Annotated in this window: 20 protein-coding genes and 5 pseudogenes; 12 read left to right on the top strand and 13 right to left on the bottom strand. The window is 71.5% G+C overall.

Going from position 1 to position 23,476, the window contains the following annotated elements; translation table 11 throughout:
- The first annotated feature begins 42 nt into the window (after nucleotides 1-42).
- Together PV963_RS36520 and PV963_RS36515 are read left to right on the top strand one after the other, a co-directional pair.
- The gene (locus tag PV963_RS36520; RefSeq protein ID WP_274820735.1) at nucleotides 43-1,539 is read left to right on the top strand and encodes an IucA/IucC family protein; all 1,497 of its coding nucleotides are present in this window, start codon (nucleotides 43-45) and stop codon (nucleotides 1,537-1,539) included.
- Between the two features lie 28 nt (nucleotides 1,540-1,567).
- A pseudogene (locus PV963_RS36515) lies at nucleotides 1,568-1,968 on the top strand (hypothetical protein); the annotation flags it as partial.
- A gap of 112 nt (nucleotides 1,969-2,080) precedes the next feature.
- On the opposite strand, the gene PV963_RS36510 reads toward PV963_RS36515, so the two are convergent.
- Nucleotides 2,081-2,707: a winged helix-turn-helix transcriptional regulator gene (locus PV963_RS36510; RefSeq protein WP_274820734.1), complete on the bottom strand. Its 627-nt coding sequence runs from the start codon at nucleotides 2,705-2,707 to the stop codon at nucleotides 2,081-2,083.
- 86 nt (nucleotides 2,708-2,793) lie between these two features.
- Between PV963_RS36510 and PV963_RS36505 the strand changes: the two genes are divergently transcribed.
- The 3 genes from PV963_RS36505 (at nucleotide 2,794) to PV963_RS36495 (ending at nucleotide 5,200) form a co-directional block, all read left to right on the top strand.
- Entirely contained in the window at nucleotides 2,794-4,002 is a 1,209-nt protein-coding gene (locus PV963_RS36505) for a pyridoxal phosphate-dependent aminotransferase (RefSeq protein ID WP_274820733.1), read from the top strand.
- 80 nt (nucleotides 4,003-4,082) lie between these two features.
- On the top strand, nucleotides 4,083-4,712 hold the full coding sequence (locus tag PV963_RS36500) for a hypothetical protein (RefSeq protein WP_274820732.1): 630 nt from the start codon (nucleotides 4,083-4,085) through the stop codon (nucleotides 4,710-4,712).
- Nucleotides 4,713-4,777: 65 nt separating this feature from the next.
- Nucleotides 4,778-5,200: an acyl-CoA thioesterase gene (locus PV963_RS36495; protein WP_274820731.1), complete on the top strand. Its 423-nt coding sequence runs from the start codon at nucleotides 4,778-4,780 to the stop codon at nucleotides 5,198-5,200.
- Here PV963_RS36495 and PV963_RS36490 read toward each other — a convergent pair.
- Nucleotides 5,160-5,456: pseudogene (locus PV963_RS36490) on the bottom strand (winged helix-turn-helix transcriptional regulator); the annotation flags it as partial. The gene PV963_RS36495 and the pseudogene PV963_RS36490 sit on opposite strands and share 41 nt — an antisense overlap.
- Between PV963_RS36490 and PV963_RS36485 the strand changes: the two are divergent.
- Nucleotides 5,451-6,455 (top strand): annotated as a pseudogene (locus tag PV963_RS36485) (MFS transporter); the annotation flags it as partial. The pseudogenes PV963_RS36490 and PV963_RS36485 sit on opposite strands and share 6 nt — an antisense overlap.
- 263 nt (nucleotides 6,456-6,718) lie before the next feature.
- Here the strand turns inward: PV963_RS36485 and PV963_RS36480 are convergent.
- From PV963_RS36480 to PV963_RS36440, 9 genes are all read right to left on the bottom strand, one after another.
- Nucleotides 6,719-8,107 carry a nucleobase:cation symporter-2 family protein gene (locus tag PV963_RS36480; RefSeq protein WP_274820730.1) on the bottom strand — a complete coding sequence of 463 codons (1,389 nt, stop codon included), beginning with the start codon at nucleotides 8,105-8,107 and terminating at the stop codon, nucleotides 6,719-6,721.
- 220 nt (nucleotides 8,108-8,327) lie between these two features.
- Entirely contained in the window at nucleotides 8,328-9,707 is a 1,380-nt protein-coding gene (locus PV963_RS36475) for an 8-oxoguanine deaminase (protein ID WP_274820729.1), read from the bottom strand.
- A gap of 108 nt (nucleotides 9,708-9,815) precedes the next feature.
- Nucleotides 9,816-10,748 (bottom strand): factor-independent urate hydroxylase, encoded by a 933-nt coding sequence (pucL, locus tag PV963_RS36470; protein ID WP_274820728.1) that lies wholly within the window; start codon nucleotides 10,746-10,748, stop codon nucleotides 9,816-9,818.
- Nucleotides 10,749-10,754: 6 nt separating this feature from the next.
- Complete coding sequence (gene uraH, locus PV963_RS36465; RefSeq protein ID WP_274820727.1) at nucleotides 10,755-11,171, bottom strand: hydroxyisourate hydrolase; 417 nt, start codon at nucleotides 11,169-11,171, stop codon at nucleotides 10,755-10,757.
- A 7-nt stretch (nucleotides 11,172-11,178) separates the two neighbouring features.
- Nucleotides 11,179-11,688 carry a 2-oxo-4-hydroxy-4-carboxy-5-ureidoimidazoline decarboxylase gene (gene uraD / locus PV963_RS36460; protein WP_274820726.1) on the bottom strand — a complete coding sequence of 170 codons (510 nt, stop codon included), beginning with the start codon at nucleotides 11,686-11,688 and terminating at the stop codon, nucleotides 11,179-11,181.
- 160 nt (nucleotides 11,689-11,848) lie between these two features.
- Nucleotides 11,849-12,217: a helix-turn-helix domain-containing protein gene (locus PV963_RS36455; protein ID WP_274820725.1), complete on the bottom strand. Its 369-nt coding sequence runs from the start codon at nucleotides 12,215-12,217 to the stop codon at nucleotides 11,849-11,851.
- Nucleotides 12,214-12,465 (bottom strand): hypothetical protein, encoded by a 252-nt coding sequence (locus PV963_RS36450; protein ID WP_184990113.1) that lies wholly within the window; start codon nucleotides 12,463-12,465, stop codon nucleotides 12,214-12,216. Before PV963_RS36450 ends, PV963_RS36455 begins: the two co-directional genes overlap by 4 nt.
- A gap of 180 nt (nucleotides 12,466-12,645) precedes the next feature.
- Complete coding sequence (locus PV963_RS36445; protein ID WP_274822220.1) at nucleotides 12,646-14,406, bottom strand: trypsin-like serine protease; 1,761 nt, start codon at nucleotides 14,404-14,406, stop codon at nucleotides 12,646-12,648.
- Nucleotides 14,407-14,501: 95 nt separating this feature from the next.
- Nucleotides 14,502-14,915: a LysE family transporter gene (locus PV963_RS36440; protein WP_274820724.1), complete on the bottom strand. Its 414-nt coding sequence runs from the start codon at nucleotides 14,913-14,915 to the stop codon at nucleotides 14,502-14,504.
- A gap of 144 nt (nucleotides 14,916-15,059) precedes the next feature.
- Here PV963_RS36440 and PV963_RS36435 point away from each other — a divergent pair, with 144 nt between their 5' ends.
- From PV963_RS36435 to PV963_RS36420, 4 genes and pseudogenes are all read left to right on the top strand, one after another.
- On the top strand, nucleotides 15,060-15,881 hold the full coding sequence (locus PV963_RS36435; RefSeq protein ID WP_274820723.1) for a TIM barrel protein: 822 nt from the start codon (nucleotides 15,060-15,062) through the stop codon (nucleotides 15,879-15,881).
- Between the two features lie 26 nt (nucleotides 15,882-15,907).
- Nucleotides 15,908-16,825 carry a 2-hydroxy-3-oxopropionate reductase gene (locus PV963_RS36430; RefSeq protein ID WP_274820722.1) on the top strand — a complete coding sequence of 306 codons (918 nt, stop codon included), beginning with the start codon at nucleotides 15,908-15,910 and terminating at the stop codon, nucleotides 16,823-16,825.
- A gap of 139 nt (nucleotides 16,826-16,964) precedes the next feature.
- Nucleotides 16,965-17,066 (top strand): annotated as a pseudogene (locus PV963_RS36425) (catalase); the annotation flags it as partial.
- 357 nt (nucleotides 17,067-17,423) lie between these two features.
- Nucleotides 17,424-17,660 carry a hypothetical protein gene (locus PV963_RS36420; protein ID WP_274820721.1) on the top strand — a complete coding sequence of 79 codons (237 nt, stop codon included), beginning with the start codon at nucleotides 17,424-17,426 and terminating at the stop codon, nucleotides 17,658-17,660.
- Nucleotides 17,661-17,744: 84 nt separating this feature from the next.
- Here the strand turns inward: PV963_RS36420 and PV963_RS36415 are convergent, their stop codons facing one another.
- On the bottom strand, nucleotides 17,745-18,983 hold the full coding sequence (locus tag PV963_RS36415) for an RNA-guided endonuclease InsQ/TnpB family protein (RefSeq protein WP_274822219.1): 1,239 nt from the start codon (nucleotides 18,981-18,983) through the stop codon (nucleotides 17,745-17,747).
- 295 nt (nucleotides 18,984-19,278) lie between these two features.
- Between PV963_RS36415 and PV963_RS36410 the strand changes: the two genes are divergently transcribed.
- Nucleotides 19,279-19,896: a TIGR04222 domain-containing membrane protein gene (locus PV963_RS36410; RefSeq protein ID WP_274820720.1), complete on the top strand. Its 618-nt coding sequence runs from the start codon at nucleotides 19,279-19,281 to the stop codon at nucleotides 19,894-19,896.
- Nucleotides 19,897-19,985: 89 nt separating this feature from the next.
- Here the strand turns inward: PV963_RS36410 and gcl are convergent, their stop codons facing one another.
- Nucleotides 19,986-21,770 (bottom strand): glyoxylate carboligase, encoded by a 1,785-nt coding sequence (gene gcl, locus PV963_RS36405; protein WP_274820719.1) that lies wholly within the window; start codon nucleotides 21,768-21,770, stop codon nucleotides 19,986-19,988.
- A gap of 1,293 nt (nucleotides 21,771-23,063) precedes the next feature.
- Here gcl and PV963_RS36395 point away from each other — a divergent pair.
- Nucleotides 23,064-23,474, top strand: a pseudogene (locus PV963_RS36395) (hypothetical protein); the annotation flags it as partial.
- Between the last annotated feature and the right edge of the window lie 2 nt (nucleotides 23,475-23,476).

Here is a 23,476-nt window from a genome sequence, read left to right as displayed (position 1 = left end):
CATCCCGCCGTGACGCCCTATTCGTACCCGAGGAGCCCGCCCGTGCACCGTTCCCCCACCGCCGAGGCCGAGGTCGCCGACGAACTGGCCGTCGTGCGACCCGGTCTCCTGCCGCGGTACGAGGCCGAACTGCCCGGCGCCCGGGCGGCCGTGCTGTCCCGTCTGTGGCGCGGTCTCGCCCACGATCCGCTGCCCTGGGTCACGCGCGGCGAGCAGGGCCGGGACGGGCTGACCCTGTACCTGTCCGACGGCCGCCGGCTGCACGGCCCGCAGCCGGATCCCTACGCGACCGGCGCGTACGTCTCCGTCGTACGGCTCGACGAGGCGGAGTACGACGATCCGGCCCGGCTGATGACCGACCTCGCCGTACCGCACTCCGCGTCCTTCGCCGCCGAGCTCGGGCACAGTGTCGCCTCGTTGGCGCTGTCGCGAGCGGGGCAGGAGGGGCGCGCGACGGACGCGTGGCCCAGGAGCGACTGGGAGTGGGAGCAGCGGATCGTCGACGGGCATCCGTTCCATCCCACCTGCCGGTCCCGGCCCGGTTTCTCGGTGGCCGAACAGCTCGCCTACGGGCCCGAGCACCGGCCGCTGGTGGAGCTGGGGCTGGTGCCGGTGCGGGCGCAGGAGTGCCTGGTGACGGGCGCGTGGCCGCGGGATCTGCGGGACGGGGAGCGGGTGGTGCTGCCGGTGCACCCGTGGCAGGCGGCGCACGTGCTGAAGCGGGTGTGCGAGGAGCGGCGCGCCGGGCATCCCCTCATGGCGCTGCGGACGCTCGCGCTGCCCGGCGGGCCGCACGTCAAGACCTCGCTCAGTGCCCGGCTGACGTCGTCGGTGCGGGACATCTCGCTGCCCTCGGTCGCGGCGTCCGCGGTGCTGTCGGAGTTCGCCGGGACGCCGGCGGCGCACACCGACGGCCTGCTGCACATGACCCGCACCCTGGGCGCGGCGGCGGCCGGCTCTCCCGACTTCGCGGCCGTCCTGCGGGAGCCGCCGGAGACGTACGCGAGGGACGGCGAACGGGTCCTGCCGGTGGCGGCGCTCGCCACCACCGACCTCCCCCGCTCCCCCGCCTGGCTGGCCGGCTTCGCGCGCCTCGCCCTCACCGTCGGTCTGCGGCTGCTGGAGCTGGGCGTGGCCCTGGAGGCGCACGGCCAGAACCTCCTGGTGATCCTGTCGCCGGCGGGCGATCCGCTGCGGCTGGTCTACCGCGACCTGGCCGACATCCGCGTCAGTCCCGCCCGGCTCGTCCGGCACGGCATCACGGTGCCCGATCTGCCCGCCCGGATGGTCACGGACGACGAACGCACACTGCGGCGCAAGCTGTTCGGCTCGCTGGTGGCGGGAGCGCTGGCCGGTACGGCAGGGTCGGGGGCGGCGCTCACGGAGGCGCTGGAGACGGCCGTACGGGATCTGCCCCGCGGCCCGGACCTCGCGGCGCTGCGCGCGGACCCGCTGCCCACCAAGGCGCTGACGCTGATGCGGCTGTCGCCGCAGACGGCCCGGGACCAGTGGGCGGAACTGCCCAACCCCCTTGTCTGAACACGGTTTTGGAGCACGGCACCGGTGATTGCGCACGGTCCGAGCCTGGTCGGAGCCGTGGGCGAACGACCCGCTGCCCGGCCCCCATTACATCCGGCTGACGGCCAACGGCGTGGCCACCGCCGACCTGGGCCTCCCGGTCGACACCGAGGTCCGCGCCGACTCCGAGGACACCGGCGGCTCGGCGGCGGTGGACGGATCGCCGGCCGAGCCGCTGGTGCCGGGCATCGCGACGAAGTCCGAGGACCAGCAGGAGAACGCGGCCGTGCCGGCCGGCCTGCGGCCAGAGGACGGCTGGGTGTCCGGCTGGTGGTCGGACCGGTGGGTGTGGACGGCGGTGGGCGGCGTGCCGGCGGCGCTGGCGGGGTCGCCGGGTACGCGCTGACACGCGGCGCGGGACGGCCGTCACGGGTGCCGCCGAGCGCCTGACCGTGCTTCGAAGGCCCGCTTTTCAAAAGGTCCGCTGTTTCAGCAGGCCCGCTGTTTCAGCAGTGCCCGCTGAGTGCGGGCCTTCTTTCACGCTCGCGGAGTCCTGGCGAGGTCATGCCTCGCGGAGCGCCTTGGCCAGCGTGCCCTCGCCGCTCACCTCGACCCGGCCCTCCCGCACGGCCCGGGCCAGGCTCAGCTCCCCCCGGCTGAGCGCCGTACACGTGCCGGTGTCCAGGACCAGCCGGGCGTCCGGCTCCCCGGGGGCGGGCCCGTCGCCGTACACGAGCCCCTCCTCGGCACCGGCGTGCAGGTGGAACAGCCCCTCTTCCAGGCGGACTTCGACGAGTCCCTCCCCGTCCAGCAGGCGCAGCAGCGGCAGGGCGAACCAGTGCGCCCGCACCGCGTCCGTCGGCCGCCGCTCGCCGAGTTCCGCCTGCCCCCACTCCCCCAGCGCCTGGAGCACGGGCAGCAACTCACGGCCCCGGGCGGTGAGTTCGTACACGTAAGCCGCGCCGGGAGGCGGCAGCCGGCGGCGGGTGGCCAGGCCGTCGCGTTCCATGTCCCTGAGCCGGGAGGCGAGTACGTCCGTGCTGACGCCGGGCAGGTCCGCGTGCAGGTCGGTGTAGCGGCGGGGACCGGCGAGGAGCTCCCGGACGATCAGCAGGGTCCAGCGGTCGCCGACGACGTCGAGGGCGCGAGCGGCGGAACAGTACTGGTCGTAGCTTCGGCGAGGTGGCATGCGACGCAGTCTAGACAAGTTGTTGGACTTTCCAAGCTGCTACTTGGTAAAACCAAGCAACACCAGTCAGCGAGGGGAAGCGGCGCATGGAGTTCCGGCAGTCGAGCAAACTGAGCGAGGTCTGTTACGAGATCCGCGGCCCGGTGATAGAGCACGCCAACGCGCTGGAGGAGGCCGGTCACAGCGTGCTGCGCCTGAACACCGGCAACCCCGCGCTCTTCGGGTTCGAGGCGCCGGAGGAGATCCTCCAGGACATGATCCGGATGCTGCCGCAGGCGCACGGCTACACCGACTCGCGCGGCATCCTCCCCGCCCGCCGCGCGGTCGCCCAGCGCTACCAGACACTGGGCCTGGAGGTCGGCGTCGACGACGTCTTCCTCGGCAACGGCATCTCCGAGCTGATCTCGATGGCCGTACAGGCGCTGGTCGAGGACGGCGACGAAATCCTCATCCCCGCACCGGACTTCCCGCTCTGGACGGCGGTGACGACCCTCGGGGGCGGCAAGGCGGTCCACTACCTCTGCGACGAGCAGGCCGACTGGTACCCCGACCTGGACGACATGGCGTCGAAGATCACGGACCGCACCAAGGCCGTGGTCATCATCAACCCCAACAACCCCACCGGCGCGGTCTACCCGAAGGAGATCATCGAGGGCATCCTCGACCTCGCCCGCCGCCACGGCCTGATGGTCTTCGCCGACGAGATCTACGACCAGATCCTCTACGACGACGCCGTGTACCACTCGGTCGCGGCGCTCGCACCCGACCTGGTCGTCCTGACCTTCTCCGGCCTGTCGAAGACGTACCGGGTGGCGGGCTTCCGCTCCGGCTGGCTGGTGGTGACGGGCCCGAGGCAGCACGCGAAGGACTACCTGGAGGGCCTGACGATGCTGGCCTCCATGCGGCTGTGCGCCAACGCGCCCGCCCAGTACGCCATCCAGGCCGCGCTCGGCGGCCGCCAGTCCATCCGCGAACTGACCGCGCCCGGTGGCCGGCTGCTCGAACAGCGGGACGTGGCCTGGGAGAAGCTCAACGAGATCCCCGGCGTGACGTGCGTGAAGCCGAAGGGGGCGCTGTACGCGTTCCCGCGCCTCGACCCCAAGGTGCACAAGATCCACGACGACGAGAAGTTCGTCCTGGACCTGCTGCTGCGGGAGAAGATCCAGGTGGTGCAGGGCACGGGCTTCAACTGGCCGACCCCGGATCACTTCCGCATCCTGACCCTGCCGCACGCGGACGACCTGGAGGCGGCGATCGGGCGGATCGGACGCTTCCTCGGCGGGTACCGGCAGTAGGCGCGATTGTCAGTGGCGGGTCGTAGCCTTCCAGCAGGTGGGGCGAGTGCCCCGGGGCCTGTGCCGGAGAGGAGCGCGCCGTGACCCGACCACCGACCGCCGCGCAGCGGCGGGTCATCGACGCCGCCGACCCGGTGACCGGCCGGCTGCGGGGTACGGAGGCACAGCTGGCGGCGCTGGTGCGGCGGGGGCTCGCCTTCCGGCACCCCCGGCCGCCGCACGATCACTTTCTGACGCCGGAGGGCCACCGGGTGCGGCAGGGCGTCACACAGGTGCCCGTGCCCGCCGCCGAGGCCCCCGCAACCGCCGGTGTGTTCGCCGCGCGCGTCGGCGGCGAGGAGGCGGCGCCCGAGACCGGGCCCGCCCGGCGCCGTGAGGTGCACAGCGCCTGGCAGGGGCTGCTGGAGCTGCGCCGGATGACCAACCCGGACGGTGCGGTGGAGCGGCCGTGCGGCTGGGAGCGCACGCATCTCGTGCAGGCCGCCGCACTCGCACTGGAGGCGGCCGGACACCGCCCGGCCGGGCGGGACGACGGGGGCTACCGGGTGCGGGAGACCCCGCAGCCGGAGGCCGTCGCCATATACGAGCCGGACGGCGAGGCGCTGCGGGCCTGCGCGGCCACCCTGGATGGGGCAGGCTGGCAGGTGAGCGAGCACCGCGAGCCGCGCACCGGGACCCGCTATCTCCTGGCCTCGCCGCGCCGGGCGTGATGAGCATGCCAAGATCGGGGGATCGTTGCGTACGCCACGAGTGTCCGGCGCCAGAAGGGAAGCCCATGAGCGAGCCGTTTTCCGTCCCGGTGACCGTCCGCGGTTACGAGACCGACGTGCAGGGTCACCTCAACCAGAGCGTGTACCTGAACTACGCGGAACACGCCCGCTGGTCGTTACTGCAGGCCGCGGGGATCAGCCAGTCCGCCCTCATCGGCGGCGGCGTGGGCCCGGTCGCCCTGGAGACGACCATCCGCTACAAGCGGGAGCTGCTCGCGGGCGACGAGGTCGAGGTGACCTGCGCCTTCGCCTGGGGCGAGGGCAAGACCTTCCGCATCGAGCAGACGGTCCGCAAGACGGACGGCACGGTGGCGGCCGAGATCACGGCGGTCGGCGGCCTGCTGGACCTGAAGGCCCGCAAGCTGGTCGCGGAGCCCCAGGAGCACTTCAGGAAGCTGGCGTCGGACCCGGGCCTGTTCGGGCTCTAGGTCGGACCGGCTCGGGCGCGTGCTCCTCGTCGTAGGACGCGTGCGACTCGGCGATGCAGACCCTGTTGCGCTCGGCCCAGTCGGTCAGGCGTTGCAGGGTCTCGTGCAACTCCCGGGCCACGGGCGTAAGTTCGTACTCCACCTTCAGCGGCACCGTCGGATGGACCGTGCGCGTGACGAGGCCATCGCGCTCCAGGTTGCGCAGCGTCAGGGTCAGCATCCGGCGGCTGATGCCCTCGATGCTGCGCGGATGTTCACCGCGGCCTCCGTGTTGTGCGGGGTGGCAACCGGCCAGGGCGTGCTGATCGCGGCGCGCGCCCTTCAGGGCGTCGGCGGGGCGATGACCTCGGCGGTGGTCCTCGGCATGCTGGTCGCGCTGTTCCCGGAGCCACGGGAACAGGCGCGTGCCATCGCGGTGTTCAGCGCGGTCGGCGCGGCGGGCGGAGCGCTCGGCGCCTTCCTCGGCGGGGCGCTGACCGAGGCGCTGAACTGGCACTGGATCTTCCTGATCAACCTGCCGATCGAGGTCGTCGCCTGGCTCGCGGCCGTCCGCGTGCTGGAACCGGACCGCGGCGCCGGGCTCGGCAAGGGCGCCGACTACCCGGGCGCGGCGCTGGTCACCGGCGCGCTGATGCTGACGGTGTACGTCATCGTCGGTGCCGGCGAGCGCGCCCCGACCGCCACCCTGCTGCTGGGTGCCCTCGCCCTCCTGCTGTTCCTGGCGTTCACGCTCCGCCAGGCCCGGGCCGGCCGTCCACTGCTGCGGCTCCGGCTCTTCCGCTCCCGGCTGCTGAGCGGCGCGAACGCCGTGCGGATCCTGATGATCGCGACGATGTACGGCTTCCAGTTCATCGGCGCTCTCTACGTCCAGCGGGTGCTCGGATACGGCGAGTTGCTCACCGGCACGGCGTTCCTGCCGGCGCCGGTCGCGATCGGGGTGCTGATGCTGGGGCTGTCGGCCCGTACCGTCGGCCGGTTCGGCGCGTACCGGGTGCTGCTGGCCGGGCTGGTCCTCATCGTCGCGGGCATGGCCCTGCTGAGCCGGGCCCCGGTCGACGGCCAGTACGTCACCGACGTGCTCCCGCCGCTGCTTCTGCTCGCCACCGGCTTCGCCGCCGCGATGCCCGCGCTGACCGGGCTGGCGATGTCCGGGGCCCGCGAGGAGGACGCCGGGCTGGCGTCCGGGCTCTTCAACACCACGCAGGTCGTGGGCGGTTCGCTGGGTCTGGCAGTGCTGTCGGTGCTGGCGGCGGCGGTGCTGCGGGAGCGGCGCGTCTGAGAGCGGGCCCGGAAGGGCGGGGCGGCGGGACGTCGTGCCCGCCGCCCCTCACTTACCGCTGTGGTACGGCACGAGCAGGGCGAAGTCCCCGGAGCGGTGTTTGATTGACGCAGATCCGGCCGCCGACCGGTACCGAGGCCAGCGGTGGCTGTCGGCGCGGGCGAGCAGGAGCCGGCACCCTTGACGGCCACCGGCCGGCCTCCCTGCCCGAGCGGCGTCCGGAGCTGTGTTCGCCGGTCTCACGGTGCGGCCGGGGTCCTGGGGACGCCCGTGATCTCCTCGCCCGCCTCCATCGGGTGGGTCACGTCGTGGGCGTCCCGGTCGCGTCGGCCCAGGTGGTTGAAGACCAGGTTCAGCAGGACCGCCGCCACGCAGCCCGTCGAGATGCCCGAGTCCAGGACGATCCGCGCCGTCTCCGGGAAGGCGTGGTAGAACTCCGGCGCCGTGATGGGGATGATGCCGACGGCCAGGGAGACGGCCACGATCAGGACGTTGTTGTCCTTGTCCAGGCCGGCCCGGACCAGGGTCTGGATGCCGCTGGCCGCGACCGAGCCGAACAGCACCACGCCCGCCCCGCCGAGCACCGGGCGCGGTACGACGGCGATCAGCGAGGCGGCCATCGGGCACAGGCCCATCAGCACCAGGAATCCGCCGCCGGCCGCGACGACATAGCGGCTGCGGATCTTCGTCATCGCCACCAGGCCGATGTTCTGCGCGAACGCGCTGCACATGAAGCCGTTGAAGAGCGGGCTGATCGCCGAGCCGAGGGTGTCGGCGCGCAGGCCGGCCGCGATGGTCTTCTCGTCCGCCGGGCGGTCGACGATCTCACCCAGTGCCAGCATGTCGGCGGTCGACTCGGTCATCGACACCACCATCACCACGCACAGGGAGAGGATCGCGGCGAGCTGGAACTGCGGGGCGCCGAAGTGGAAGGGGGTCGGGAAGCCGATGACCGCCGCGTCCGCGACCGGGCCGAAGTCCGTGGCGCCGAACGGGATCGCGATCAGCGTGCCCGCGACCAGGCCGAGCAGCACCGCGATCTGCTTGACGAAGCCCCGGGTGAAGCGCCGCAGCAGCAGGACGATGACGAGGGTGCCGGCGGCCAGCCCCAGGTTGGTCGCCGAACCGTAGTCGTGCGCCGCCGGGTCGGGCCCCTGCGCCCAGCCGAAGGCGACCGGGAGCAGGGAGATGCCGATCAGGGTGATGACCGTGCCCGTCACCACCGGTGGGAAGAAGCGGACCGCCTTGCAGAAGACGGGAGCGGCTATGAAGCCGATGAGCCCGGCGACGATGACCGCGCCGAAGATGATCGGCAGGGCGTCGGACTTGTCCTCGGTGGAGGCGACGATCGCGGTCATCGGGGCGACACCGGCGAAGGTGACGCCGTTGACGAACGGCAGCCGGGCGCCGATCTTCCAGATGCCGAGGGTCTGCAGGAGCGTGGCGAGGCCCGCGGTGAACAGGCAGGCGCCGGTGAGGAACGTCAGGTCGGTGGCGGTCAGGCCGATGGCCGCGCCGACTATCAGAGGTGGGGCGACGACTCCCGCGTACATGGCGGCCACATGCTGCAGGCCGGTCGTCGCCATCTTGAGCGCGGGGAGTTTTTCGTCAACGGGGTGGTCGGCCACGGCGGCTTCCCTCCGGTCGGTTACACGGCTTCGCCGGCTGACGGCCGTGGGTGTCAAGGAGGTGGTGCAGGTGGTCGTGCGGGACCGGACGTGCGGGACGGGGGTGGCCGTTCCGGGGCGCACGCGTGGACGCGCGCCCCGGAGACGGCCGCCGTGGACCCCGCTCGGGTCCGCGGCACCGGCCGGGAGCCGTCCCTCCCGGCCGGAGTCATCGGGGGGATCAGCCCTGCGCGGCGATCCTCGCCAGCCGCCGGGCCTCGTCCCGCGTGGAGCGGGCGATGGCGTCCTCGTCGACCGTGAGCAGCCGCCCGTCCTCGACGATCTGCCGGCCGTTCACGAAGGAGGCGGTGACCGGGGCCGCCGCGCCGAAGACCAGGGCCGTCACCGGGTCGGCGATGGAGGCGTGGGCGAGCGTGTCCAGCTTCCACAGGACCAGGTCGGCGAGCTTGCCCGGCTCCAGCGAGCCGGTCTCCGCCGCCCGGCCCAGCACCTGGGCGCCGCCGTAGGTGCCGAGGCGCAGCGCCTGGCGGGCGTTCAGGGCGGCCTCCTTGTGCGCGCCGAGGCGGTTGATGAGGAGGGCGTTGCGCAGCTCGGTGTGGAGTTCGCCGGACTCGTTGGACGCGGTGCCGTCGACGCCGAGGCCGACCGGGACGCCGGCCGCGAGCATGTCGGGGACACGGGCGATACCGGCCGCGAGCCGGGCGTTGGACGACGGGCAGTGCGCGACGCCGGTCCTCGTGCGGGCGAAGGCGGCGATGTCGGAGTCGTTCATGTGGACGCAGTGCGCCATCCACACGTCCTCGCCGAGCCAGCCGGTGGACTCGAAGTAGTCGGTCGGTCCCATGCCGAACAGTTCGTGGCAGAACTTCTCCTCCTCCACGGTCTCCGAACCGTGGGTGTGGAGCCGTACGCCGAGGCGGCGGGCGAGCTGCGCGCCGTCCCGCAGCAGTTCGGTGGAGACGGAGAAGGGCGAGCAGGGCGCGACGGCGACCTGGGTCATGGCGTCGAAGGAGGAGTCGTGGTGCTGCCGGACGGTCTCCTCGGTGGCGGCCAGCGCGCCGTCGAGGGTCTCGACGGCGAAGTCCGGGGGCAGGCCGCCGTCCTTCTCGCTGCGGTCCATGGAGCCGCGGGCGAGGGTGAAGCGGACGCCCATGTCGCGGGCGGCGCCGATGATCGCGTCGGACAGGTCGCCGGAGCCGTGCGGGAAGACGTAGTGGTGGTCCATGGCGGTGGTGACGCCGCCGCGGGCCATCATCGCGAGCGAGCCCTGGGCCGCCGCGCGCACCATCGGCTCGTCGATGCGCGCCCAGACCGGGTACAGCGCGACCAGCCAGTCGAAGAGGTTGTGGTCCGTGGCCAGGCCCCGGGTGATCCACTGGTAGAAGTGGTGGTGGGTGTTGATCAGTCCGGGAGTGACGAGGTGCCCGGAGGCGTCGATACGGTGTGCGACGTTCTCCAGGCCCTCGGGGGCCTTGCCCGCGCCGACCGACTCGATGCGGTTGCCGGCGAGGACGACGTGCCCGGAGGCGTACTCGGTGTCGTCGGCGTCGACGGTCGCGATCGCACCGTTCTCGATGACGATGCGCTGGGCTGCTGCCATGGTTCGTCCTTTGCGCTGAGGTGGAGGGGGCACGGCAGGACCCTGGGAGTTTGAGTGCCGTGGCCGAGGAGATGGGTTCCCCGGCCACGGGTGCCGAAAGAGGGAACGTCAGAGGTTGGTGAGGTCCACGGGGATCTTCGCCTCGCAGCCGTCCCGCAGGATCGTCGCCTCGATCAGGCCGTAGGGGCGGTCGGCCGCGAAGTACACAGCACCGTCGGCGGTGTCGTTCTTCAGCCCGAACGGCTCCAGATCGACCAGGAAGTGGTGCTTGTTCGGGAGGGAGAAGCGGACCTCGTCGATCTCGCCGCGGTTGTCGATGATCCGCGCGCCCATCTGGTACAGCGTCTGCTGGAGCGAGAGCGAGTACGTCTCGGCGAAGGCCTGGAGCATGTGCTTCCTGGTCTGCTCGTAGGACTGCTCCCAGTTGGGCACGCGCTGGTCGTCGTCGGTCCAGTTGAACCGCCAGCGAGCGGAGACCTGGGTGGCCAGGATGCGGTCGTAGGCCTCCTTCAGCGTCGTGTACTTGTCCTTGACGTAGCCCCAGAACTCGGAGTCGGTCGAGTTCATCACGACGAGGTCCTTCAGGCCCGAGATCACCTCCCACGACGAGCCGTCGTAGGTGATCTGGGTCAGCCGGACCTCCTGGCCCTTGCGGACGAAGGAGTGCTTGGCCTCGTCGGCGCCGGTGGACTGCGAGTCGGCGTCGGAGGTCTCGATCCGCTCCCAGGCGTACTCCTCGATGCGGATCCGGGCCCGGTGGATCGGCTCCTGGCTGGTGACGAAGTGGCGGGCGAGGTGGATGCCGAACTGCTCGGCGGACTCGATGCCGTGCTCCTTGGCGAACGCGTACACCGTGTTCTTGGTGGTGTCGGTGGGCAGGACGTTGGCGTTCGAGCCGGAGTAGTGGACCTCGTCCATGTCGCCGCTCAGCGACACGGAGACGTTCAGGTCCTTGATGTGGTGGGTGGCGCCGTCCCGCGTGATCTTGACGACTCGGTTCTCGGCCTTGCCGTACTGGTTCTGTCCCAGAATGGTGGGCATGAGTAGCTAGCTCCCTCGGTATACGGAGTAGCCGAACGGGTTGAGCAGCAGCGGTACGTGGTAGTGCTCGCCCGGTACGACGGCGAACGTGATCGCCACCTCCGGGAAGAACACACCGGCGCCGCTGTCCCGATTCGCGGGGGCGTCCTGCTGCGCATCGGCTTGGCTTTTCGCGTCGTTCGCGGACTTCTTCTCGAAGTACGGCTCGACGGCGAAGTCGAGCCGTACGTGGGTGGTCCCCTCCGGCAGGGCCGGGAGGTCCTTGCACCGGCCGTCCGCGTCGGTCGCGGAGCCGCCGAGCGCCTGCCAGGCGGCCGCACGCCCGCTGCGGGCGGAGAGCCGGACGGCGACGCCCTCGGCGGGGCGGCCGGCGCTGGTGTCCAGGATGTGCGTGGACACGGACGCGGTGGCGGAGGTGCTCATGCTGCTGTCAGTCCTCTTCGACGAGTCGGGCCAGACGGATGCGGTTGATCTTCCCCAGTTCGGTGCGGACGATCTCCCGCTCCCGCTCCGGCGTGTTGCCGATCCGTTCCCTGACCGCGTCGCGCATCTGCTCGCCGGTCCGGCCGGTGGCGCAGATCAGGAAGACGTGGCCGAACTTCTCCTGGTAGGCGAGGTTCAGCTCCAGCATCTCCGTCTTGAGTGCGTCGGAGGCGCCGGCCATGCCGCGCTGTTCCCGGGCCGAGGTGGGGTCACCGGGTTTCGGGCGGCCGATGGGCGGGTGGTCGGCCATCGCCTCCGCGAGGTCCTGCGCCGTCAGCTGCGCCATGGCGGCGTCGCTCGCGGCGTACAGCGCCTCGGGGGTGGCGTAGGGGCGGGCGGCGAGCAACCGCTTCGCCCACGCCGTGGAGGCGCACGCCTCGTGGAGCGCGGTGAAGGCCGCGTGCTCCTCGAGGGCGTTGAACCGGGCCAGGCCCGGCGGCGTGGAAGTGGAAGTCACAGGAGCCTCCGTGGCCGGGTACGGCCTTCGTGCTGAACGGGCGTGCCGATAGCTAACGCCCTCCCCCGACAGCACGTCAACAGTTTGTTGAAAATTCCGTGTGACGAAACCCGGCGAGGCGGCGAAACCGGGCATGACCCTGGTCAGGGCACGAGCCCGGTCAGGCCCCCTTCTCGCGGTTGAGGTAGTTGTAGACGGTGAAGCGGCTGACGCCCAGGGCGCTCGCCACGGTCTCCACCCCGTGCCGTACGGAGAAGGCGCCGCGCGCCTCGAGTATCCGTACGACCTCCTGCTTGGCCTTGCGGTCGAGGTCGGCCAGCGGCATGCCCTTGCGGCGCTCCATGGCGGCGAGGATGTGGTCGAGGGAGTCGGCGAGCTGCGGCAGCCGTACGGCGACGGCGTCGCGACCCTCCCAGGACAGGACGACGTCGTCGGGACCGGCCTCGTCCGGCGGGATCATCTCGCCGCCCATGGCGTCGACCAGGGGCTTCACGGCCGCGATGAACGGCTCGTCCCCGGTGCCGCTCACGCCTCGCCCTCCTCGATCACGTTGACCTGGAGCGAGACCCGGGTGGCGCCCGCCTCCAGGGTCTTGCGGAGCAGGGCGTCCACGGCGGTGAGCACCGCGTCGGCACCGCCCTCGGCGGTGTTGCCGAACGGGCCGACGTCCACGGCGTCCAGTTCGGCGGCCTCCACGACCTCGCGGGCGACCAGCGCGTGCGCGGGTGCCTCGTCGAGGTCGAAGGGCTCGGTCGTGAACTCCACTCTCAGTCGCATGCTGCCCCCAGAACCGTCGTGACCTGTGCGACCCTAGCCGACACCGGGGCGGACCGGACCGCCTGCGCCATCGCTCTCCATCGTCCTCCACCGCCGGGACTCGCCGCCCCGGGAACTGGTTCCCGGGGCGGGCACGACAAGCCTGAAAAGATCCGGAGTGAGCCTCGCTCACCTGCGGTTTCAGCCCCAGATGTCGTACTGCTGGAAACCGGTGCCGACCGAGACCCGTGGAGCGAAGATCTCGGAGGTCGCCTTCCCGGTGCCCTTGTAGAGGTAGAGCGTGCCGCCGGAGGTGCGGGCCAGGAAGTCGGCGTTGCCGTCGCCGCTGACGTCGCCGACCGCGTCGAAGGCGTTGTAGCCGGTCCAGGCGCTGCGCACCTTGATCCGGGACGAGAAGGCCTCGGAGCCGGCCTTGCCGGTGCCCTTGTACAGGTACAGGTCACCGGTGCTGGACTGGCGGGCGAGCAGGTCGGCTCTGCCGTCACCGGTGAAGTCGCCGTGGCCGCGCACGGAGTTGTACTGGTTCCAGCCGGTGCGGACCGAGAAGCGGGAGCCGAAGGTGCCGTTGCCCTTGCCCGGGTAGATCCACAGTATCCCGCCGGAGTCCACCGACAGGATGTCGGGCAGGTAGTCGCCGGTGACGTCGCCCGGCGCGATGATCCGGGTGCGGGTCTTCCAGCCGGTGGCGATCTTCGTGTCGGTCCAGGAGCCGCCCGTGCGGGCGCTGTTGAGCACGAAGTGCTTCCAGTACACGTCACCGGTGGAGCCGACCCGGTAGATCAGGTCCTGGTAGCCGTCCCGGTTGAGGTCCGTCTGGAGGACCAGGTTGGCGCCGCTCCAGTTGCCCCAGGAGGCGCGGGCGCCGAAGGAGCTGCCGTTGGAGTCCTTCTCGTAGCCGGTCTTCGTGGACGACTCCCGGACGAAGATGTCGGCCTTGCCGTCGGCCCTGCCGTTGAAGGTGCTCAGGTTCGTGTCGTCGATCTGCCGGTAAGCGGAGCCGGCGTAGGCACTCATCCTGGTGAAGACGCTGTAATAGCCCTTCTCCACGCAGCCCCTGCCCCAGGAGACCACTCCGGCGATGCGGCCGCCCACCACGAGCGGGCCGCCGGAGTCGCCGTTGCACGCCGCGCTGGTACCGGTGTCGCTCCCGCTCTGCGTGCCCGCGCAGACCATGCGCCCCGCGACGAAGGCGTAGTCGTAGACGCCGGCGCAGGTGCTGTCGGAGCGCAGTGTCAGCGTGGCCGTCCGCAGTGTCTGGGAAAGGTCCTGGCTGGTGGAGCTGGTACGGCCCCAGCCGTAGACCTTGGCCTGGGTGCCGGCGGCGTACGAGCCGGTGTCGCCGTGGCCGACCATGCGGATCGGCGTCGCCTTGACCGGGACGGCCAGGGTGAGCATGCCGAGGTCGTCCCCGTACCTCCCCACCTCCTTGTCGACGGGGTCGTACCCCGGTTGCCACCACTGGCGCAGCACGGCCGTGGCCTGGCCGCCGTGCAGGTCGGTGGTGCCGGTGGAGTCGGTGGTGGGCAGTTGGGCGGTACCCGTGACGACGGCGCCGTGGGCCTGCCAGTTGTAGTCCCTGCCGTCGTTCCTGACGCAGTGGGCGGCGGTGAGGATCTTCGTCGGTGCCACGACCGTGCCGCCGCAGAAGAAGCTCACGTCGTCATCGGTCTCGGGGGTGTTCCTGTCGTCGTGGTACCAGAGCTGGGCCATCCACGGGGCCGTGCTGATGGTGGTCTCGCTGCCACCGATGATCTTCGGGTCGATGCTCGACGTGTTCGTGCCGGAGCTCAGCGACGACTTCTCGGTCGTCCGGCCCGCGGTGTCGTCGCCGGCGAGGGCGCCCGCGATGCGCTTCTCCAGGGTGGAGAGCGGGGGCGAGTCGATGGCCGGCTCGACCGTCGGGTTCGGCACGGCGGTGGCCGCACCGGCGGAGGAGGTCATCAGCGTGGCGGCGACGGCCGCGGCGATGCCGGCGGCGGCGACGGGCAGGGCGATGCGTATCCGGCGTCTGTGACGGCCGCCGGACGGTGTCGTGGTCAAAGGAGTCCCCCCCAGAGGAACATGAGACAGGAGGGACGCGAGTCGCGTCCCTCCTGCTCAGCGCCGAAAGACCGGCCTCCGTCACACTCCCGCCGCACCGGCGTGCGCTGGTCGGGCCGGTGTGCGTGCGCCGGCATGACACCCTCGCGCTGGATCTCGCCCGCGCTATCGGGGCGTGCCCGCGACCGGCCTCGCCGTTCGGTCAGCCGATGGCCTGGTACGCGAGGGCGCACCCAAGAAGATGACGCGACAGAGCGGAAGCCCGGATACGCCATGACCACCGCGCCCGCGAGCCCGAGAGCGGTCCGCAGCACCGGGATGTCCAGCAGCTTGCCGACACCCGCCAGGCCCAGGCCGGCGTACAGCACGTCGATGGCCGCCGCGCCGAGGCCGATGGCGAATCCGCACACGCCCTGAGGACGTCACGCACACCCGGGGACGAGGCAACACGGAGAAACCGCCCCCTTGACAAGCCACGACACCCGACGGCAGTCTTCCGGTAAGCAGAAAGCAACTTCCACGATGCGAAACCAAGCGAAAGGGAGCGCGGCCCGATGGGATTCGCAGACCAGCGCTTCAACGTCAACCTGTCGATCCTCTTCACGGAACTCCCGCTCCTGGAGCGCCCCGCGGCAGCCGCCGCGGCCGGCTTCACGGCGGTCGAGCTGTGGTGGCCCTGGGTCGACTCGCCCACCCCTGAGCAGTCGGAGCTCGACGCGCTGAAGAAGGCCGTCGAGGACGCGGGCGTCCAGCTCACCGGCCTCAACTTCTACGCCGGCCGGCTGCCCGGCCCCGACCGTGGCGCCCTGTCGATCCCGGGTGAGGAGTCGGAGAGGTTCCGCGCCAACATCGACGTGGCGGCCGACCTCGCCGCCTCCCTGGGCTGCACGGCGCTCAACGCCCTGTACGGCAACCGCGTCGAGGGCGTGGACCCTGCCGAGCAGGACGCGCTCGCGCTGGAGAACCTGGTGCTCGCGGCCCGGGCCGCCGACCGGATCGGCGCGATCCTGCTGATCGAGGCGCTCAACCAGCCCGAGTCGCCGTCGTATCCGCTGGTGTCGGCACCGGCCGCCGTCGGCGTCGTCGACAAGGTCAACGACACGACGGGGCTGGACAACGCCCGCTTCCTCATGGACCTCTACCACCTGTCCATGAACGGCGAGGACCTGCCGCAGGTGATCGAGCGGTACGCCGCGAAGACCGGTCACGTGCAGATCGCCGACAACCCCGGCCGCGGCGCCCCCGGGACGGGCGCGCTGCCCCTCGAAGACCTCCTCGACCAGCTGAACAAGGCGGGTTACGACGGCTGGGTCGGCCTCGAGTACAAGCCGGGCGACCGCCCGAGCGCCGAGGCCTTCGACTGGCTGCCCCGCTGACCCCCGTACCGAAAGGCACCCCCACCATGACCGACACACTTGCAGCCACTTCCCACCCAGCCCGCCCGGCGATCGCCTGGATCGGCCTCGGCATCATGGGCTCCCCCATGTCCGAGAACCTGATCAAGGCGGGTTACGACGTCACCGGATTCACCCTGGAGCGGGAGAAGCTGGACCGCCTCGCCGCCGCCGGCGGCACGGCCGCCGGTTCGATCGCCGAGGCCGTGCGGGACGCCGACGTCGTGATCACGATGGTGCCGGCCTCCCCGCAGGTCGAGGCCATCGCCTACGGCCCCGACGGCATCCTGGAGAACGCCAGGTCCGGCGCGCTGCTGATCGACATGTCCTCCATCACCCCGCAGACCTCGGTCGACCTGGCGAAGGCGGCGAAGGACAAGGGCATCCGCGTCCTGGACGCCCCTGTGTCCGGCGGTGAGGCCGGTGCGATCGAGGCCGTGCTGTCCATCATGGTCGGCGGCGAGCAGGCCGACTTCGACCAGGCCAAGCCGATCTTCGAGGCCCTCGGCAAGACCATCGTGCTGTGCGGCCCGCACGGCTCCGGCCAGACCGTGAAGGCCGCCAACCAGCTGATCGTCGCCGTGAACATCCAGGCGTGCGCCGAGGCCGTGGTCTTCCTGGAGAAGTCCGGCGTGGACCTGAAGGCGGCCCTGGATGTCCTCAATGGCGGCCTCGCGGGCTCGACCGTGCTCACCCGCAAGAAGGACAACTTCCTCGGCCGGGACTTCAAGCCGGGCTTCCGTATCGATCTGCACCACAAGGACATGGGCATCGTCACGGACGCCGCCCGCAACGTCGGCGCGGCCCTGCCCGTCGGCGCCGTGGTCGCCCAGCTGGTCGCGTCCCTGCGCGCGCAGGGCGACGGCGGCCTGGACCACTCGGCGCTGCTGCGGGCCGTGGAGCGGCTCTCCGGCGCACGGATCTGACCCTCGTAGATCTGAATAGACCCGAGGGTCCCCGTACCCCGGGCGGCGGCGCCGCTGACACCTGTCCTGTCGCGCCCGAAGCGGCGGCGCCGCCCGGACCCAGCCATGGCCATTGCTTCAACAAGCTGTTGACGCTTCGCGGCGCGTGGGCCGGCTGGTGCTAGACCGCACCCCGGACAACGTCTTCGCCGAGGTGGAGCAGGCCGCGTTCTCCCCGAACAACTTCGTGCCGCCGGCTCCGAGTACGGGCGGCGCGTGGAGCAGGCGGTCCGCGCCCCGCGCGAGGACTGAACTCCCTGCCCGCGTCCGACCGCCAGGGCGACCCGGATGAGGGGTGGTCGCCCCGGGCACGGGCGCGGGCAGGGCGCGGACCGCGGCGGCTGCGAGCCAGTGCGGTGGTGAAGGACGCCCGGGCCGGCTTCTCGACCTGAGGGAAGACCGCCCTGGCGTCCGTCGCACCCGCCGCGGTCCCAGTATCTGCCCCATCCCTCAAGACCCCGTCCGGCGGCGCGAACGTCCTGTCGCGCCCAGCCTCGCGCCGTCGGACGGCCAGCCCGCCCAGGGTGCGGAACCGGTCCGGCCGCAGCAGCCTGAAGGCATGGCACATCCAACCGAGCACCCGCATATCGTGGTCCATCCCCCCGCCCTGGACGGATCCCGCCGGGTCACCCTGGGCGAGGAGCCCCTGGGCGTCGCCACGCACGCCGACGACGTCGCCGAGATCCTGCGGCTGGCGGACCTGTACGTCACCGACGTCGCGGAGAGCGACCTCGTCGAATGGCAGGGCGGCGGCCCGGACGACTGGCCGGGGCTGTCGGAACACCACGCGGTGTGAAACACCACGAAGTGTGAACACGCCTACGGCAACGGTCGTACGCCTTGTACGGAACCCTCAAATGAACCTGTCAACTACCCGTAGCTAAAGCGACGGGCTTGCACAACGGGCATCACTGGCTGTGACGCTGCGTTTGCGTTCAGCCCCACTCCTGGGTTTCGGTGGTGGAGCAGGGGCCGTTGACTGGGCCCCGCGTCGCCACAAATCCCACGCTTTGGCGCGGATATTGCGGGAGCCGTTCCGGTCCGCGTGATCAACGAATCCGCAGGACCGGCACGCGAACCAGGCCTGCGAGACCCGGTTCGCCCTGTCGATGTGACCGCACTCGGCGCAGGTGCGCGAGGTGTACGCCGGATCGACGTACACCACCGGCACCCCCGCCCGGCGGGCCTTGTACGCGATGAATTGCCCCAGCTGGGCAAACGACCAGCTGGAATGGGTGGCCCGTTGGGGCTTCCTCAGCCGTACCCGCTCGCGGATGCCCGTCAGGTCCTCCAGGGCGATCCCGCGACCGGTGCGTTCCGCCTCGGCCACCACATGCTTCACGATCTTATGGTTGATGTCTCGTGCCCGCCGCGCCTCATTGCGCCGCCGTTTCTTCAGGCGGCGCTTGGCGGACGGGGTGTTCTTCTTCCGCAGCTTGGTACGCAGCTTGCGTTCCCGGACGCGGATGCGGCTGAGCTCTCGTCCGGCCATGATCTCGCCGTCCGAGGTGGTGGCGATGTTGACGATGCCCAGGTCGATGACCAGGAAGTCCACCGGATCAGTGTCCGGCTCGGCCTCCGGTACCTCGCAGGTGGCCAGCAGGAACCACATGCCGTCCCGGCATAACAGGTCCGATTCACCCTTGCGGTACAGGGCCAAGGCGGCCAGTTGCTCCGGGGCGGCGGTGGACACCACGTCCTTTACCCGCCCGGCAGTCGTCCAGATCGAGATCCGCCGCTGGTCGATCTGCCAGGACAGCATCCGGTCGTCGTACGGCTGCGCACTCTCCGGCCGGAAGGCGACCGGCTTCTGTGTAGCCCTGCGGTAGCGCTGCGAGCCCGGCCTGCCCAGATTCCCGGCCTTCAGGTTCGCCTTGAGGGTGGCGTACGCGTCACACACCTTCTTGATCACGTGCTGGGCGGCCTGCGCCCCGAGCCCCCACCGCGCCTTGATCTGTCCGTAGGTGTGCTCGCGCAGCGCGAAGTTCCGCTTCACGCCCTTCTCGAACGCCACGCCGCTGGCCCAGGTCGCTGCTTCGTTGCAGGCACGCAGCGTCGTCTCAAGTGCCGCCGCCTGCACGGGCGTCGGCAACAGCCTGACTTGAACCACCACCTTCACGATCAGCAAACCTACACACGCGTACGACAGCCCACTGCACGTTCACCGCCCGTCACCCGACCGGGTGACGTCATCACCGCCTGCAAACAGCACCTGCTCCGCTGACAGTGCACCCGACCTCTTCGCGGCCGCACGCACGAGTGATACCGCGGCACTCCGCGCCGCGACCACAAAGTTGCGATTCCTCCCAGGGCTGAAGCCTCGGGGAGCTTCAACCGCCCCCGGGGCCGGGCACATTCTCGGCACAAGGGGCCCGCCGGCACGGGGGCGGCGGGCCCCGGCACGGGGGTGAGCCATGGGCGACGGTACGGCGGTCCGGCTGGAGCCGCACGAGATCGCACTACTGGGGGGCGGCCCGCGGGCCGCCGTCACCGTCGCCGTGGTGGACCTGTATCTGCGGGGCCTGGTGGAGCCGGACCGGCCGGGGACGATACGGGCCGGCCTCGCGGACGCCGTGAGCGCGGAGCGACCGCCGTCCTCCCTGGCCCAGGAGGTGCACGCCTGTCTCCAGGAGCCCGCCTGTCTGCGGACGTTGGTCAAGGATCCGGGCGTACGGCTCGCGCTGGCTCTCATGCGCATCCCGCTCGCGGAGGCGGGCCTGCTGCGCTACCCGCTGCTCGGCCCGACGCGCGGCGCCCGCCGCCAGGTGCGGGACCTGCGGCAGCGCCATCCGCTGCCCGCGAGCAGGCGCGGCCTGACCGACCACGAGCGGCTGCTCGCCGTCGCGCTGCACGGCGAGGCGGCCCTGCGGCTGCTGGTGCCGCGCTTCGCCCTGCGGGCGGGGCTGATCCGCCGGGCGAAGGTGGGCGGCAAGAGCCTCCTCAAGCACTCACCGCGCGGTACGGGCGGGGGTGGCGGGGGTCACTCCTACTGCGGCGGGTGCGGAGGCGGCGGTGGGGGCGGCGGGGCCTGACCGCGGTCCCGGCGCGCCCGGGCCCCGGGGCACGCACGCGTAGGGGCGGGCCGTCCTCCCGGACGCCCCGCCCTTCTCCCGCGTACGCGTCAGACCTTCAGCGTCTTGATCGACGTCGGCGCATGGCCGGGCTCCGTGGCGATCTCCTCGAACTCCACGACGTTGCCGATGTCGTTGGTCGTCGACATGGAGATGTTGGTGACGCGCTCCAGGATCGCCTCGACGACGACCGGCACCCGGTACTCGGCGGCGAGCTTCTTCGCCTGCTCGAAGGCGGCGCCGAGTTCGGCGGGGTCGGTGACGCGGATGGCCTTGCAGCCGAGGCCCTCGGCGACCTTGACGTGATCGACGCCGTACACGCCGAGCTCGGGCGCGTTGATGTTCTCGAACTCCAGGTTGACCTGGAAGTCGATGTCGAACGCGCGCTGCGCCTGGCGGATCAGACCCAGGTAGGAGTTGTTGACGAGGACGTGGACGTACGGGATCTTGTGCTGCGCGCCGACGGCCAGTTCCTCGATCATGAACTGGAAGTCGTAGTCGCCGGAGAGCGCGACGACGGGCGCCTCCGGGTCGGCCTTGGCGACGCCGAGCGCGGCCGGGATGGTCCAGCCGAGCGGGCCGGCCTGGCCGCAGTTGATCCAGTGGCGGGGCCGGTACACGTGCAGCATCTGCGCGCCGGCGATCTGCGAGAGGCCGATGGTGGAGACGTACCGGGTCTCCGGGCCGAAGGCCTTGTTCATCTCCTCGTAGACGCGCTGCGGCTTGATCGGGATGTCGTCGAAGTGCGTCCGGCGCTGGAGGGTCGACTTCCGCTCCTGCGCCGAGGCCGCCCATGCGGAGCGGTCGGGCAGCTCGCCGGCCTTCTTCAGCTCGCGCGCCACCTCGACGAACAGCTCCAGCGCGGCCTTGGCGTCGGAGGCGATGCCGTAGTCGGGGGCGAAGATCTTGCCGATCTGGGTCGGCTCGATGTCGACGTGGACGAACTTCCGTCCGGCCGTGTAGACGTCGAGTTTGCCGGTGTGGCGGTTGGCCCAGCGGTTGCCGATGCCGAGGACGAAGTCGGACTCCAGGAAGGTCGCGTTGCCGTAGCGGTGCGAGGTCTGGAGGCCCACCATGCCGGCGTTCAGCTCGTGGTCGTCGGGCAGGACGCCCCAGCCCATGAGGGTGGGGACGACCGGGGTGCCGGTCAACTCGGCGAATTCGACGAGCAGTTCGGCGGCATCGGCGTTGATGACGCCGCCGCCCGCGACGATCAGCGGCCGCTCGGAGGCGTTCAGCATCCCGATCGCCTTCTCGATCTGGGCGCGGGCGGCGGCGGGCTTGTAGACCGGGAGCGGCTCGTACGTCTCCGGGTCGAACTCGATCTCGGTCATCTGGACGTCGATCGGCAGGTCGATCAGGACCGGGCCGGGGCGGGCGGAGCGCATCAGGTGGAAGGCCTGCTGGAAGACGCCGGGGACCTGCGCGGCCTCCAGCACGGTCACGGCCATCTTGGTGACCGGCTTGGCGATCGAGGCGATGTCGACGGCCTGGAAGTCCTCTTTGTGGATCACTGCGGTCGGGGCCTGGCCGGTGACGCACAGGATCGGGATGGAGTCGCCGGTCGCGGAGTACAGACCCGTGATCATGTCGGTGCCGGCCGGGCCGGAAGTACCGATGCAGACGCCGATGTTGCCCGCGTGGGTGCGGGTGTAGCCCTCGGCCATGTGCGAGGCGCCCTCCACGTGGCGGGCGAGGGTGTGGTTGATGCCACCGGAGGCCTTGAGCGCCGCGTAGAAGGGGTTGATCGCCGCGCCCGGGACGCCGAACGCGTCGGTGACGCCCTCGCGCTTGAGGATCTCAACTGCCGCGCGGGCAGCGGTCATTCGAGCCATCGAGTACTCCTGCTTCGGCTGTCGGATTCGCACTCCCGTCGCGCCCCGCGGTGAGCTCTTCCGTATGATGGAAAGTAACTTCTACGATCTGGAATGAATGTATGTGGGGTGGGCGAAGGGCGTCAAGAGAGGGACAAGCGGCGGACAGGCAGGGGCTCGCTGGAGCACGATGGACGCGCTGTCCCGATGTGACGCCGTACGGGAGTGGTCATGGCCGAGAACGTGCCGGTGCGCTGTCCGTCCTGCCGACGAGAGCACCGCTTCACGGCCCCGTCGTACCCGTGCGTGTGCGGAGCGCCCGTCGCCCCGCGGCTCGACCGGGACGGGACGGTGACGCCCGTCGCCCATCGCGTCTGGCAGGACGACTGGGTGGCGGTGCGGTGCGAGCGCTGCGGCCGACGCGGGGAGTGGCCACGGCCGGAGGTGGGGTGCCCGTGCGGGACGGTGCTGCGGGTGCCGCTGGCGGAGGGGCGGTGGATGCCCGGCGGCGGCGGTTCGACGGGCCGGGACAGGACATCCGACGATGTGCTGAGTCCTGACGGCACGACGAGGCAGGACACGGCAGCCGACCAGGGCCTCAGGCCGGGCGGCACGACGGGCCAGGACACGACAGCCGACGGCGGCCTCAGACGTGACCGGGACATCACGGTTGACGCGGACGCCGAGGCCGGCCGGGAGGGCGCGACGGACCCGGGCCGTGCGACCCGCCCGCACGACGCCGCATCCGCCGAGCGGGTCGCCGCCTCTGCCTACGCCGAGGGGGCCCCTGCCTCTGCCAGGTCCGGTGACAGTGCAGGGGCCGACGCCGATGTCGGTGCTGGCGCCGCCGCCGAGGCCGGTGGCCGGGGCGGGGCCGAGGCCGGAAGCCGTGGCAGGGCTGCCGCCGGTAGCCGCAGCCGCGGCGGTGCCGACGCCGTCGACCGCGCCGGGGCCAACCCCGGTGACGACGCCGGAGGCCGCAGCGATGCCGCAGCCGGTGGCCGTGGCCGGACCGCCGCCGGTAGCCGCAGCCGCGGCGGTGCCGACGCCGTCGACCGCGCCGGGGCCAACCCCGGTGACGACGCCGGAGGCCGCGGCCATGCCAAGGCCGGTGGCCGTGGCGAGACCGCCGCCAGTAGCCGCAGCCGCGGCGGTGCCAACGCCGTCGACCGCGCCGGGACCGACCCCGGTGACGCCCCCGGTGACGACGCCGGAAGCCGCAGCGATGCCGCAGCCGAAAGCCACGGCCAGGCCGCCGCCAGTAGCCGCAGCCGTGGCGACGCCGTCGACCGTGCCTGGACCGACGCCGACGATGCTGCCGCTGCCCCCCGGCCCCCCTTCCGTTCCGTCACGATCCGTACCGCGCTCGACGCCGTCACGGCCGCCGCGCTGTACCTGCGCTGGCTCGGTTACCGGGGCGTCCGGCGGGCGGACCAGCGGCCGCCGTCCGGGATCGGGCTCGCCGCCCGCGGCGTCGTCGCGCTGGTCGACCCGGCCGTGCGCCCGGCGACCCTGCGGGACGTGGAGTGCCTGTGGCTGACGGCCATGACGGAGTCGGCGGACTGCCTGTACTTCTCCCTCGCCGGGTACGCGGACGACGCCCGGGCCCGCGCCGACGCCCTCGGCATCCCGCTGTTCGTCCTCGACCTCACCGGCAGACCACGGCCGGTGAACGCCCCGGCCGGCGCACTGGACGCCACCGGCACGGAGAACCGGGCGCCCTGACA

This window comes from Streptomyces coeruleorubidus (assembly GCF_028885415.1).
In the GTDB taxonomy this organism is placed as follows: Bacteria; Actinomycetota; Actinomycetes; order Streptomycetales; family Streptomycetaceae; genus Streptomyces; species Streptomyces coeruleorubidus_A.
The sequence above is the reverse complement of the archived record's forward strand: the minus strand, read 5'-3'. Positions and strand labels throughout refer to the sequence as shown.